The sequence below is a fragment of the Insulibacter thermoxylanivorax genome, from assembly GCF_015472005.1.
Lineage (GTDB): Bacteria > Bacillota > Bacilli > Paenibacillales > DA-C8 > Insulibacter > Insulibacter thermoxylanivorax.
This window is the reverse complement of the sequence record NZ_BMAQ01000005.1, coordinates 157,073-171,007: the sequence shown is the minus strand read 5'-3', so window position 1 is coordinate 171,007 and position 13,935 is coordinate 157,073. Positions and strand designations below refer to the sequence as shown.

The following is a 13,935-nucleotide window of genomic DNA, read 5'->3' as shown; positions in this document are numbered from 1 at the left end:
ACGGCAATATTTTTGTCGAGGATTGAAGGGCTGAAAACAACAAAAGATTCCTGCGAATGTCCGCAGGAATCTCTATGAAAAAACCTATGAATGGATGAAAATATGAATCCATCCATGATCGTCCATGGCAACAGACTTAATCCAACGTTCTGCCGCGATTGCGGAGGAAGGTTGGAATATCCAGCTGATCCGCCGTCGGCTGCGTGCCAAAGGGCCGCAGATTCGATAGTCTGGGATCCGCTTTGTCGGCGGATTGAGCAGACTTCGACGTACCGGAGGAAGCCGAGCGGTTCTCAAAGCCCGTGGCGATAACCGTCACCTTGATCTCGTCCTTCATGTCCTCATCGATGATCGCACCGAAGATCATGTTCACTTCCGGATCGGAAGCGGAGATGACGATATCCGCAGCTTCGTTCACCTCATACAAGCTCAGATTCGAACCGCCGGTGATGTTCATGATCACGCCGCGCGCCCCTTCGATGGATGTCTCGAGAAGCGGGCTCATGATCGCCTTCTTCGCAGCTTCCGCCGCCCGATTCTCGCCCGTAGCGGTACCGATTCCCATGAGTGCAGAACCTCGTTCGGACATGATCGTCTTCACGTCGGCGAAGTCCAAGTTGATCAGACCCGGCACCGCGATGAGGTCAGAGATGCCTTGCACCGCTTGCCGCAGGACGTTATCTGCTTCACGGAAGGCCTCGATCATCGGCGTCTTCTTATCGACGATCTCAAGCAGACGGTCGTTCGGGATGACGATCAGGGTGTCGACCTTCTCCTTAAGCGCAGCGATGCCGCTCTCCGCATGCGTCTGACGCTTGCGTCCTTCGAAGGTGAACGGCCGCGTGACTACGCCGACGGTCAGCGCCCCGCATTCTTTGGCTACCTCCGCGATCACCGCCGCAGCCCCCGTCCCCGTACCGCCCCCCATACCGGCTGTGACGAAGACCATATCCGCACCGCGCAGCGCATTCATGATCAGCTCCCGGGATTCCTCGGCTGCCTTCTTGCCGATCTCCGGGTTCGCGCCGGCACCAAGACCCCTCGTCAGCTTCTCGCCGATCTGCAATTTGAACTCCGATTTGGACATGTTCAGCGCCTGGGCGTCTGTATTGACCGTAATAAATTCAACATTCTTCATTCCGGAGTCGATCATTCGGTTCACAGCATTGCTGCCGCCGCCGCCAACACCGATAACTTTTATCCGCGCGAGTTGATTAATATCAAGATCAAATTCCAACATCGTCTTCAATTTCCCCCTCACTAATATCCGCTAGTTGACAAATTCGCTGAGCCAATTGCGCAGCTTGGCAAACAGTCCCGGCTGATCCGAATCAGATCTCTTGCCTGTTGATTTGACAGAAGCTCCTGATTTTACTCCGCGCATATACTTCATAACATAATGGATAACACCTACGCCGGAAGTATAAGACGGGTCCCTCACGCCGATAAAATCAGGTGAAGCGATACGTACAGACGTCCTCAGCTCATTCTGCGCCAATGCGGCGACACCGGGCATCGATACCGTACCGCCGGTCAGCACATAACCCCCCGGCAAGTCCTTATAACCGAGGCGCGCGACTTCCTGCCGGATGAGCTGGAAGATCTCTTGCACACGCGGTTCGATGATGGTCGCCAAGTCGACTTGGTTATATTCCTTCTCCGAGTTGCTGCCGATCCGCTGAACTTTGAATTTCTTATCGGCTTCCGCATCTTGGATGAGCGCACAGCCGTACTTTAGTTTCAGTTTCTCAGCCACATCTGTCTGTGTCCTGAGTCCGATCGAGATATCATTTGTGATATATTCGCCGCCGATCGGCAACGTCGATGTCGCTTGCAGGTTGCCTTGATCATAGACGGCGATGGTTGTCGAGCCCGCACCGATATCGACAAGCACTGTCCCCATCGTCTTCTCGTCCTTCGACAAAGCAAGTTCTCCTGCAGCAAGTGACATCAAGACGAGGTCCGCGGCTTTAAGGCCGGCTTTCTCCACACATTTGAGCAGATTATGTACAGCAGTCTTAGATCCCGTAATAATCGTCGCATCCACTTCGAGGCGAACGCCGATCATACCGCGCGGATCGAAGATACCTTCCAAGCCGTCCACAATGAACTGTCTTGGGATCACGCCGATGATCTCCCGTTCAGGCGGGATGGCGATGACGCGCGACGCTTGCAAAACTCGATCGATATCGACATTGCCGATCTCTCGGTCTTCGTTCGATACAGCAACGACGCCGTGGCTGGTTTGCAGTGCGATATGATTCCCTGCAATGCCTACATATACATCCGAAATCTGTATGCCAACCATGCGTTCCGCATGGTCTACTGCCTTGCGAATGGATTGAACCGTTTGGTCGATGTCGACAATCGAACCTTTGCGAATTCCCTCCGAGTCAGCAGATCCAACACCGATTATGTTAATCGATCCGTTGTTTACTTCGCCGATGATGACGCGAACTTTGGATGTTCCTATGTCTAAACTGACGATGATGTCATTGCTGCTCAACCCGAGGCACCTCCCATATCCAATGATCTAGTGGGTATTGCGAGCATATATTCTATCAAATCAGCTAGCACGGCAAAAAAATAATCACTGAAATATATATTCCACAAAGCTTAGTTGATACCTTTTTTTCGCGGCAAATATTTTTCCCGTAAGTGCTTGTCCAATCAGCTTGTGAAGATCGTTAAGAAGTTAGTTAACTTGTTGAAAAATACTATTAATACCATAATCTCAATAATATCATTATTCAATGATATTGAGTAGTCACATTTTAAGGATCATGTCGGTTTTCGTCGTTTTGTGACATGCGAATGGTGTTATTGAAACTATTCTTTACCAGAGATGTAATTCGAACGCGCTTCTTTCATCATCTGCTGGATTAATCCCGCTGCTCCGCCTGTGCTTCGGCTCCTTCGCCGGAATCCGCTTTTGTCTCCTCGGGTTCCGGGTAGGGGATGAAGCGGTCGATCTCGAGCAGGCTGATCATCCCGCCGTTTACGTTCTGTTCCAACTGATCTTCGATGATCGGTCTGTATACTTTGATCTTCTCCGGCAGTTTCTCGATCGTCGTCTCGATCTGGAAGAAAGAGCGGGTGTACATCATGATCTTATCGGGATAGGAGCGGGATGGATTCGGTTTGATCTCCGATATATCGGCTAGTAAGCTGTCCGGTATGTTCGCCAGCGTTTCCGTCAAGCGGCGCTTCATCTCTTGATCTACCCATCCTGAGAGGATCGGCTTGTCGATGATGACGGACTGATCCGTGAGGATCACCGCTGAACCATTGGCGAGGATGGCCTCCGGTCGGCCTTCCGGCGTGATCTCATAAGCGACTTCAGGATATTCTTCGATGTCGATGAACACTCGCCCGGGGAACTGCTTCGTGACGACCGCATCCTTGATGATCTCGATCGCCTCGATGCGCTCCTCGATCTTCTCCGGCGAAACGAGGAAGAAGTGATCGTTCAACTCGATGCCGCTGGCTTCCTTGATGCTCTCCTCGCTCACATAGATCTGGCCGAGGATCTCTATGGAAGTAATTCGGCTGTAAGAGGAATGAAAGAACAACAGCAAGAGTATAGTTATAAAGAATAGAATAAGCAAAAAAATCAGCCTGCGGCTGCTCCGGCTCTTCGTCTTCGCCTGCACTTTCCGCATCGCCGGGATGTTCTGGCTTGCAGCCATCTTGTCCATCACCACCATCGCTTGAGAAAGCTCGATAACCATGCCGGCTGTCGGTCCCTGCTGAGCAGGAACCGACAAGCGGCTTGCTGACAATATGATGCTTATCCGCTGACCCGCTTAGCAGCCGGCGAACTCGTGTAGCGTTCAATTCTAGCTCCGAGACGCGCGAACATGTCTTCGATTCGTTCATAACCGCGGTCGATATGGTGGACCTGTTCGACGATCGTCGTGCCGCTTGCCGCAAGGCCTGCGATCACGAGGGCCGCACCGGCGCGGAGATCCGTTGCCTCGACGGTTGCGCCATATAATCTGGGAACACCGCGGACAAAGGCGGAATGAGAATCAACGCGGATATCCGCTCCCATGCGGTTCAGCTCGTCGACGTGTTTGAATCGCCCTTCGAAGATCGTCTCCTTGATGATACTCGTACCATAGGATAAGGAGAATAAGACCATCATCTGCGGCTGCATATCCGTAGGAAATGCGGGATACGGCTGGGTGACGATCCGTTCGACAGCCCGCGTTCGCGTCGGGCATGATATTTTCATTATATCATCGCCGACCTCGATGTGAACACCTGCGCGGCGCAGCACGTGCGTGATAGTAGTAAGATGCTCAGGATTCACTCCTTCCAGCACCACGTCCCCTCTTGTAGCCGCCGCTGCCACCATCATCGTCCCTGAGACGATGCGGTCAGGGATGACCGTGTACTGACACGGCGTCAGATGCTCCACGCCTTCCACTGTGATCGTGCTGGTGCCGGCTCCGCTGACCCGCGCTCCCATGCGGTTCAGATAGTTCTGCAGGTCTTCAATCTCCGGCTCACGAGCGGCGTTGTAGATGACCGTCTTGCCCTCAGCGCGAACGGCAGCCATGAGGATGTTCTCCGTTGCCCCAACGCTCGGCAGATCCAAGAAGATCTCGGTGCCGACGAGGCGGTCGGCGGTGCAGTGAATCGTGCCCCCTTGAATCTGAATGTTTGCCCCCAAGGCTTCTAAGCCGCGCAGGTGAAGATCGATCTTGCGTTCACCGATCGCGCATCCCCCGGGCTGCGTGACCGTCACTCGTCCGAATCGGGCTAAGAGCGGCCCCATCAGAAATATCGAAGAACGCATCTGTCCCATCAGATCTTCTGGAATCTGTGACGTAGTGACGGTCGAAGTGTCGATGATCACCCGCTCTTCCCTCATCTCCGTGCGACAGCCAAGTGCTGACAAGATGCTCAACATGACATGGATGTCCAGCAGATTCGGAACGTTGTTGATCATGTGCGTGCCTTCTGCCAAGATACTGGCAGCCAGAATCGGCAAAGCTGCATTCTTCGAACCGTGAACTTCGATGGTTCCCTGAAGCGGCCTGCCGCCTTCGATGACCAATTTCTCCAATGTCCCACCTCCGATTTACCGCTCACCCACCACCAGAACTTCCGGGACGAGGCGAATGCCATGCTGTTCATGCACCTTTACCTGGATGTATTCTATCAGGGTGAGGACGTCTTCTGCTGTAGCGTTGCCGGTATTCACGATGAAATTAGCGTGCAGATCGGACACTTCTGCGCCGCCGATCCGCGTTCCCTTTAACCCGCACGCTTCGATGAGACGCGCTGCGTAGTCGTTCGGAGGATTGCGGAACACACTGCCTGCGCATCGTTTCGTAAGCGGCTGCGTCTTCGTACGCCGTTCCTTGTAGGAAGCCATCGCCGCAGCGATTTCCTTCCGGTCGCCGTAAGCGAGCTGGAAAGCAGCGGATACGACGATGCCTTTTCTTCTCTGCAGGAGGGAATGGCGGTAAGCAAAATCCATGTCCTCTCTTGACAATACCGCTAACTCACCGGTTTCCAAGACAACTTCAGCTTCGATTAGAATGCGTGACACATCCGAGCCATGTGCTCCTGCATTCATATACACAGCACCGCCCACCGTACCCGGAATGCCGCCGGCGAATTCCAGTCCCGTCAACCCCTGCTTCGCAGCCAGGATGGACAGCCTTACGAAGGAATAAGCCCCTCCCGCGCGCACAACCTCACCATCGAACACCGCCGTATCGAATCCGTCCCCTAATTTGATGACGACTCCCCGTATGCCTTTGTCTGTGACCAGGGTGTTGGAACCTTTGCCGAAGACGGTCCAAGGCACCTCATGACGGCGCAGGATCTTCATCGCTTCAAGCAGTTGTTCCTTCGTCTCGGGGATATACAGACAATCAGCGGGACCGCCGATTCTCCAGGTCGTATGTCTGCTCATGGGTTCATCGATGCGCACTTCTCCCACACCGGCTGCTTGTAATTCGGATATGACATTGTGCATCGGAGGACCTCCTTTTGGTCGAATGATTGGGCAGCTGCCCGGCAGCTTCAGCTCCATGCCAGAGGCGGCTCGGTATATGAGCCCGTGATGTTGTCACGTGTTACGATAGTTTATGTATGTGTGCCGAGGAGTGTGACAATCGCCCATCTGCACGGATCCATGCTGCTTGTCTTAGAAGTTCTGGCCGCGGATAAGGCCGCACATCGCTTCATAGATTGCTTCGGCCGCATCCGGTTTGCCAAGCTTCTTGGACATGCGGGACATATGTTCGAAGCGGATGGCATCATCAGCGATGCGGCAAACGGCATCATATAAGGTCCTGCCGTCCAGATCGCGCTCCAGGATGACCTTCGCAGCACCTTCCCGTTCCAGCCAGCGGGCATTGGCCTCTTGATGGTTGTTCGTAACATTCGGAGAGGGAATCAGAATGGATGGCAGCCCCAAAGCCGTGATCTCTGCCAGCGATGAAGCGCCGGAACGGCTGACGATGAGGGATGCGGCTGCCAGCACTTCCGGCATATTATGTACATACGGGACAACCTTCAGTGCTTCCGGCCAGGCATCCAGTTGTTCCCGGATCTTCGACATGGTCGATTCGAAATAGGGTTGACCTGTGATGAACACAAATTTTAAACCGCTGGGTTGAGCGGCGATGAGCGGCGCCATCTCGATCATGCTGTCATTGATCGCCTTCGCACCGCGGCTGCCGCCCATGACAATCACCAGCTTCTCATCTGCAGCAAGCCGCATGCCAAGGGACTCCAGTCCCCTTGCACCATCTGCATGAACGACTTGCGAAGCACGGGGATTCCCCGTATATAAGACGCGTTTGGCACGGGGAAAGTTATTGCTAGATTCCGGAAAACTCACGGCCACAAGGTCCGCATAACGGCTGAGGAAGGCATTGGTCAGCCCGGGGATCACGTTCTGCTCATGCAGCACCGTCGGGATGCCCAGCTTGACGGCCGCATAGACAACGGGTCCGCATACGTACCCTCCCGTGCCGACGACGATATCGGGCTGAAACCGACGCAGCAGCTGTTTGGAACGCCTCACGCCCCGTACGAAACGCAGGATCGTCCTGACGTTCTCCCACGATAGACTGCGGCGGAAACCGCTGATCTCAATCGCTTCGAAGGGAATCTGTTCCTTCGCTGCCAGCTCCCGTTCCAGCCCCCGGTTGCTGCCGATATAGAGCAGCTCGCTGCCTGGTTCCGCATCCGTCACCTGACGAGCGATGGCAAGCGCCGGATAGATATGGCCGCCCGTGCCGCCCCCGGTTAATACTACGCGCATGTTCTCCTCACCTCGAGTATCGGGATATATTCAATAAGATGCCTACTGCCGTGAGCATCAACGTGAGCGATGAGCCGCCGGCGCTGATGAGCGGCAGCGTAATGCCGGTTACGGGGAACATGCCGATCACCACGCCGATGTTAATGATGACCTGGACGGCGAACATGCCGACGATGCCGACGGCAAGCAGGCTGCCGAAGGTATCCGGCGCTGTAATCGCCGTGCGCATGCCCCGCCATACGAGCAGCAGGAATAAGAGGATGACGAAAGTGCCGCCGATGAACCCCAGCTCTTCAGCAATAATCGAGAAGATAAAATCATTCTGCGGTTCCGGCAGGTAGTTGTACTTCTGCCGGCTCATGCCAAGACCAAGGCCGGCCAAGCCTCCGGGACCAATGGCATAAAGGGACTGGATCGCTTGATATCCGGCGCCCAGGGGATCCTGCCATGGGTCGAGGAAGGCCGTGATCCGCTGCAAGCGATAAGGCGCCGCCAGGATCAGACCGGCAAATCCAGCCGCACCCGCGGCTGCCAGCAGGAGCAGATGGCTGATACGGGCGCCCGCGACGAAGATGATCATGAGCGAGGCGCCAACGAGTACAGCGCCCGTGCCGAGATCCGGCTGCAGCATGATGAGGCCGAAAGCGATTCCGACAAGCATCAGCGGCGGCATGAGTCCGCTGAAGAAATTCATGATCTTGCTTTGGTTAGCCTCCAGATATTTGGCCAGGAAGATGATCATCCCCAGTTTCATGAACTCCGACGGCTGAATGCCGAAGGAGCCGATCCCCAGCCAGCTTCGCGCGCCGCCGCGAACGACCCCGATGCCGGGGATGAGTACGATCACCAGCATGATGAAACAGAAGATAAGGATCGGCTTCGCGTATCTTTTCAGGATCAGATAGTCGAGATTCATCATGGTGAACATGGCCAGGATGCCGAGCACAGCGAAGATCAGCTGCCGCTTAAAATAATAAAAAGAATCGCCGAACTCATGGAATGCGAGCACGGCGCTGGCACTGTACACCATGATCACTCCAATCGCCAGGAGGAACATCGTGCTCGCCGCGATCGTAATATCAGGGGCGGTCCGAACTTTAGCCATCGATGCAACACCTCTTCTAGAGATTTGGGACTTGCCCGCGGAAGAGGCGAACAAGCCCCTATCTTAGGTTATGCACCGACTCTTTAAACATGCGTCCCCTTTCTTCGAAGGATGCGAACATATCCCAGCTGGCGCATGCCGGGTTCAGCATGACAACATCGCCCGGCTGCGCAAGGGCAGCCGCAGCCTCTACGGCCTTGCGGATCTGCTCCTCCTTCCCCCCCTGCTCGATCAGCCGGATCGCCGGGATCCCCGCTTGCTCGCCGACTCGTTTCAGCTTCTCCTTCGTCTGGCCGAGCAGCACAAGTGCTTTCACGCGTTCGCGGAAGATCGGCACGAGTTCCATATAGTCCGAACCGCGGTCGAGACCACCGGCGATGAGCACCACCGGCTCGGCGAAGGCCTCCAGCGCCTTCTTAGCCGCAGAAGCATTGGTTGCTTTGGAGTTGTTATAGTATTTCACACCGCCCTGCTCGGCTACGAATTCCAGCCGGTGAGGCACGCCGCGGAAGGTGCGCAGCGTATCCGCGATCTTCTCCGCGGGCGCACCTGCCAGAATCGCTGCCGCCGCGGCAGCCAAAGCATTCTCCGCATTAAAGCTGCCGGGAAGACCGAGCTCGCCAAGCGGCATGATCACCTCGCTCGCTCCCTCTTGATCACGGTATACGATCATGCCGTCCTTGACATAGACGCCGTAATCCAGCTCTTGGATCAGAGAGAAGAAAACCGTCTCCGCGGCGATCTCCTCTGCGAGCGCGCGGCAAGCAGGGTCATCGTAATTCAACACTGCGTAGTCGGACGATTCCTGATTCGCAAACAGCTTCTTCTTCGAAGTCCAATAGTCTTCCATCGTGCCGTGATAGTCCAGATGCGTTTCGGAGAAGTTAAGCAGACAGGCGATCTTCGGCCGAAAACTGAAGGTGCCTTTCAACTGAAAGCTGCTCAGCTCCGCTACCACCCAGCTGTAGTCCTCCTCTGTCTCCATGAGCAGTTCGCACATCGCTCGCCCGATATTCCCTGCCGTTGTCGGTTTCAATCCGGAAGCAGCGAGGATCTCATAGATGAGAGTGGTGGTCGTTGTCTTGCCGTTCGAGCCGGTGATGCCGATGATCGGCACTTCGAGCAGATGCCCGGCGACCTCCACTTCCGTGACGATCTCGATGCCCCGTTTCTCCGCTTCTTGCAGCGGCGGGATGTGATAGGGGATGCCGGGATTCTTGATCACCAGCTTCACCCCGTCATGGATGAGGTCTGTTGGATGATGCCCGCAGATCACACGAAGGCCGAGTGCCTCCAGCTCCTTCGCTTCCGGACACTCGGTTCGCTCCTTGCGGTCGTTCACCGTGACTTTTGCACCCGCGCCGTGCAGCAGCTTGGCAACCGCCACGCCGCTTCTGGCCAGCCCTATGATGACGACCTCATGTCCCCGGTATTCTCTTGGATGCTTCATATGCTATAACCCCTTGTTGATCAGTAATCCCAATGCGGCGAACAACAGACCGGCCAGCCAGAAGACGATGACGACCTTCCACTCCGACCATCCGATCAGTTCGAAGTGATGATGGATCGGACTCATCTTGAAGACGCGGCGGCCCGTCGTCTTGAAGGAGATCACCTGGATGATCACCGACAGGATCTCGATGACGAAGACGCCGCCGATGATGAGAAGCAGCAGTTCTTCCTTAAGAAGCACGGCCACTCCGGTGATCGCTCCGCCGATCGCCAAAGAGCCGGTATCGCCCATGAAGATCTTGGCAGGATGAGCGTTGTAGACCAGGAAACCGAGCACAGCGCCGATCATCGCCGCAGCGAACACGGCCACTTCCGGCTGGCTGTACATCATGGCCAGCACCGTTAACGCTCCGAAGGCGATCGCACTCGTACCGGAGAGCAGTCCGTCCAGCCCGTCGGTGAAGTTCACGGCATTGCTCATTCCCATCATCAGCAGGATGATGAAGGGATAATAGAACCAACCCAATGGGAGATAGATGCCCGTCAGAGGGATGCTCACATCGGTGCTGTGACCGTTTGTGGCAAGGAGGATACAGACGATGAGCGAGACGATCAATTGTCCAAGCAGTTTCTGCGTCGCCGTAAGGCCCAGGGAGCGCTTGAAGACGATCTTGATATAATCATCAAGAAATCCTACCAAGCCGTAGCCCATCGTTGCCGTTAAGAGAACGTAGAATTTGTAATCGATCTCTCCGCTGAAACGGGAGAAAAACAGAACCGCCAGGAGGAGAGCCAGCAGGATGATCGTGCCGCCCATGGTTGGCGTGCCTGCTTTCTTCAGATGAGCTTCCGGTCCTTCAGTGCGGATCTGCTGCCCGAACTTCAGCCGGCGAAGGATCGGGATGAATAACGGTCCCAATAGGATGCTGAGGACAAAAGCCGCCCCCATCGTAAATAAAATTGCATTTAATTCCACAACCCTTGCCACCCCATTACGCAAAAATAACTTTCAGCCATTAAGTATGATCATCCGCAAAAGTGCAGATTCCTAAACCTTCGATTTCCTGTTGCATACGGGTCTGATCCGGCATGGCAAACAGGACAGCGCTCTTCATTCACTCCGCGTCACCGCCATCGCATAAGCGGCGGATGACCTCTTCCAGACGCATGCCGCGGGAGGCCTTGAACAGACAGATATCCTGCTCCGATAAGAGGGCATCCAGCTCGCCGGACAGCGTCTCCTTGTCCAAGAATGCCTTAACCCGTCCCGCAGGAAAGCGATCCATCGCCTCTTCAGCTAACTCTGCTGCGAGGGGACCGTATGTCCATACATAATCGATCTTGTCCGGATCGAGTTCAGCGCCGATCGCCCGATGATACTCGGCTTCGCGTTCACCCAGTTCCAGCATATCGCCGAGCACGGCGATTTTCCTGCCTTTCGTATGATAATCCTCAAGCATCTGAATCGCTGCCCGCATGGCCGTCGGATTCGCATTGTACGCATCATTGATCAGCGTGGCGCCGTGTCTCGATCGCAGCACCTCGCTGCGCATGCCGCTTACGCGAAGTTCACTCAAGCCGCGGACGATATCCGCCTCCGCTACACCCATAAACTTCGCCGCAGCGATCGCCGCCAGAGCATTCATCACATTGTGCCGCCCCGGCAGGGGGATGGTGAACGTCGGCGAGAACGGAACGTTCAACTTGAACGATATGTAATCCTGATGGTGGATGAGCGCCAGCGGATAGTAATCATTCATATCCTGAGCACCGAAGCGGAATCTCAGCATCGCTTGCCGCCCTTCCAGCCCCGCTACCATTTCCGCGAGCAGCGGTTCGTCGCCGTTGTAGATGAGCAAACCGTCTTCCCTGAGCCCCTCGATGATCTCCAGCTTCGCGCGGGCGATCGCTTCGCGCGATCCGAGCTGCTGCAGATGCGCTTCCCCGATATTCGTGATGATCGCCGTCTCCGGAAGCGCGATCTTCGACAGCAACGCGATCTCTCCGCTGCCGCTCATCCCCATCTCCAGCACGGCCATCTGCGTATCTTCATCCATCTGCAGGATCGTCAGCGGCAGCCCGATATGGTTGTTGAGGTTGCCTTGCGTCTTATGCACCTTATAAGTGGTCATCAGACAAGCGGCTACCATATCCTTGGTCGTCGTCTTGCCGTTCGACCCGGTGATGCCGATGATGCGAACCGGCAGTTCCCTGCGGTAGGCAGCGGCCAGCTCTTGCAGCGCTGCCAGCGTGTCAGGAACCCGGATCACGGGCACCCCCTCCGGCGCACCCGGACGGTCCTGCTGCCACAGCACGGCAGCAGCGCCGCGTGCGGCCGCTTGCGCTGCGAATTCATGCCCATCGAAACGTTCGCCCGCCAAGGGAATGAATAGATTGCCGGGGCTCAGGGTGCGCGTATCAGTCGATACACCGTGGAACTGGAGATCCGCATCTGCTGGTGCAGCTTCACAGCGTATCATCTTCATTAACTGGTGAATCGTTCGTTTGATCATAAAGATCGGCTCCTTATCGCTTCCTTTGCGGCTTCACGGTCATCGAAGGGATGCTTCACACCTTGGATTTCCTGATAGGTTTCGTGACCTTTGCCCGCAATCAATACTACATCTTTTGGGGCTGCTTGCGCAACAGCTCGCATAATCGCTTCTCTGCGGTCCAGGATGATCTCATAGCCGGCGGCGCTGCCTGTCAGCCTGCGAATCCCCCGTTCGATATCGCCAGCGATGCGCTCCGGATCTTCCGTACGCGGATTATCCGATGTCACATAGACCAGGTCGCTGTACTTGGCGGCGATCTCACCCATCAGCGGCCGTTTACTGCGGTCGCGGTCGCCGCCGCAGCCGAACACGGTGATGATCCTTCCCTCCGCGAAGTTCCGTATCGTCTTCAGCACGTTCTCCAAACTGTCCGGCGTATGTGCATAATCGACGAGGACGAGGTAATCCTGGCCCGCATCCACCGCCTCGAATCGTCCCTCGACGCCGGGAATCTTCTCCAGACTCTGCTTGATCTGAGGCAGCGGGATGTCCTCCGCCAAGGCTGCCGCCGCTGCTGCCAGCGCGTTGTACACGCTGAACATGCCGAACATCTGCAGCTTGAGCGGCACGCTTCCTGCGAAGCTGTGCAGCACAAGCTCCGTCCCTTGACGGGTGAGGCGGATGTTCCCGGCCCTGACATCGGCCGGCTGATGGATCCCATAGGTGATCACCTGGGCGTTGGTGAGACGGGCATACTCCGCTGCCGCTTCATCGTCGGCATTCAGCACAGCATACTGCATCTGATCTGCCTGGTCGCTGAAGGTGTTGCCGAGGCGGGCGAAGAGAAGCCCCTTCGCTTGGCGATATTGCTCCATCGTCCGGTGATAGTCGAGATGATCCTGGGTCAGATTCGTGAAGATCGCTGTGCGAAACCGCGTGCCGCGGACTCTGCCCTGTTCGAGCGCATGGCTGGAGACTTCCATGACACAGTATTCGGCGCCGGCATCGCACATCTTGCGCAGATTCGCCTGCAGTTCCAAGGACTCCAGCGTGGTATTGCTCGCCTCGAAGGTGCGGTCGCCGATCTTCACGCGGATCGTCCCCATCAGCCCGGTCTTCAGCCCTTGATCTCGCAGGATCTGATCGATGAGATAAGTAATTGTCGTCTTGCCGTTGGTGCCGGTGACACCAATCACCTTCATCTGATGGCTTGGGTATCGATACCAAGCATTGGCGATCACAGCCATCGCATACCGGGTGTCATTCACCCGCAGTTTCGGCAGCGGTATCTCAACATCCCGCTCGACGACCAGGGCCTTGGCGCCCCGCATCGCAGCTTCTTCTGCATAGTCATGGCCATCGTATTGATGGCCGCGCAGACAGATGAACAGATCTCCCTCCTGCACCTTGCGCGAATCAATCGCCACGCCGCTGATCGGCGTGTTCCCATCCCCTTGCAGCGATGAGATCAGCAGCAGCTTCATCAAGTCCTTGAGCAGCATCCGCCCCACTCCTCTTGAATCCGCATCGTGCTATGCAGGGAGTGTTAACAGCATAACCTTCATGCGGTTGATGGTATACGCCTTCCGGGC

Annotated in this window: 11 protein-coding genes; all 11 read right to left on the bottom strand. The window is 55.8% G+C overall.

Annotated elements, in window-relative coordinates; all coding sequences use genetic code 11:
• Positions 1–136: 136 nt before the first annotated feature.
• The 11 genes from ftsZ to PRECH8_RS03755 all read right to left on the bottom strand — a co-directional run bounded on the left by ftsZ (position 137) and on the right by PRECH8_RS03755 (position 13,845).
• A complete protein-coding gene (gene ftsZ, locus PRECH8_RS03805; RefSeq protein WP_200965755.1) occupies positions 137–1,240 on the bottom strand; it encodes a cell division protein FtsZ in 1,104 nt (367 codons plus the stop codon).
• A 30-nt stretch (positions 1,241–1,270) separates the two neighbouring features.
• Positions 1,271–2,506 carry a cell division protein FtsA gene (gene ftsA, locus PRECH8_RS03800; RefSeq protein WP_200965754.1) on the bottom strand — a complete coding sequence of 412 codons (1,236 nt, stop codon included), beginning with the start codon at positions 2,504–2,506 and terminating at the stop codon, positions 1,271–1,273.
• Between the two features lie 376 nt (positions 2,507–2,882).
• Entirely contained in the window at positions 2,883–3,731 is an 849-nt protein-coding gene (locus tag PRECH8_RS03795) for a cell division protein FtsQ/DivIB (RefSeq protein ID WP_207161766.1), read from the bottom strand.
• A gap of 59 nt (positions 3,732–3,790) precedes the next feature.
• On the bottom strand, positions 3,791–5,074 hold the full coding sequence (gene murA / locus PRECH8_RS03790) for a UDP-N-acetylglucosamine 1-carboxyvinyltransferase (RefSeq protein WP_200965752.1): 1,284 nt from the start codon (positions 5,072–5,074) through the stop codon (positions 3,791–3,793).
• A 15-nt stretch (positions 5,075–5,089) separates the two neighbouring features.
• The gene (gene murB / locus PRECH8_RS03785) at positions 5,090–5,995 is read right to left on the bottom strand and encodes a UDP-N-acetylmuramate dehydrogenase (protein WP_200965751.1); all 906 of its coding nucleotides are present in this window, start codon (positions 5,993–5,995) and stop codon (positions 5,090–5,092) included.
• A 171-nt stretch (positions 5,996–6,166) separates the two neighbouring features.
• A complete protein-coding gene (gene murG, locus PRECH8_RS03780) occupies positions 6,167–7,291 on the bottom strand; it encodes an undecaprenyldiphospho-muramoylpentapeptide beta-N-acetylglucosaminyltransferase (protein ID WP_200965750.1) in 1,125 nt (374 codons plus the stop codon).
• Between the two features lie 7 nt (positions 7,292–7,298).
• Complete coding sequence (gene spoVE, locus PRECH8_RS03775) at positions 7,299–8,396, bottom strand: stage V sporulation protein E (protein WP_200965749.1); 1,098 nt, start codon at positions 8,394–8,396, stop codon at positions 7,299–7,301.
• 58 nt (positions 8,397–8,454) lie between these two features.
• Positions 8,455–9,846 carry a UDP-N-acetylmuramoyl-L-alanine--D-glutamate ligase gene (murD, locus tag PRECH8_RS03770; protein ID WP_200965748.1) on the bottom strand — a complete coding sequence of 464 codons (1,392 nt, stop codon included), beginning with the start codon at positions 9,844–9,846 and terminating at the stop codon, positions 8,455–8,457.
• A gap of 3 nt (positions 9,847–9,849) precedes the next feature.
• Positions 9,850–10,824, bottom strand: a complete 975-nt coding sequence (mraY, locus tag PRECH8_RS03765; RefSeq protein WP_242457421.1) for a phospho-N-acetylmuramoyl-pentapeptide-transferase — start codon at positions 10,822–10,824, stop codon at positions 9,850–9,852.
• A 139-nt stretch (positions 10,825–10,963) separates the two neighbouring features.
• On the bottom strand, positions 10,964–12,361 hold the full coding sequence (locus tag PRECH8_RS03760; RefSeq protein ID WP_200965747.1) for a UDP-N-acetylmuramoyl-tripeptide--D-alanyl-D-alanine ligase: 1,398 nt from the start codon (positions 12,359–12,361) through the stop codon (positions 10,964–10,966).
• Positions 12,358–13,845 carry a UDP-N-acetylmuramoyl-L-alanyl-D-glutamate--2,6-diaminopimelate ligase gene (locus PRECH8_RS03755; protein ID WP_200965746.1) on the bottom strand — a complete coding sequence of 496 codons (1,488 nt, stop codon included), beginning with the start codon at positions 13,843–13,845 and terminating at the stop codon, positions 12,358–12,360. The genes PRECH8_RS03760 and PRECH8_RS03755 overlap by 4 nt, the downstream gene beginning before the upstream one ends.
• Positions 13,846–13,935 lie beyond the last annotated feature (90 nt).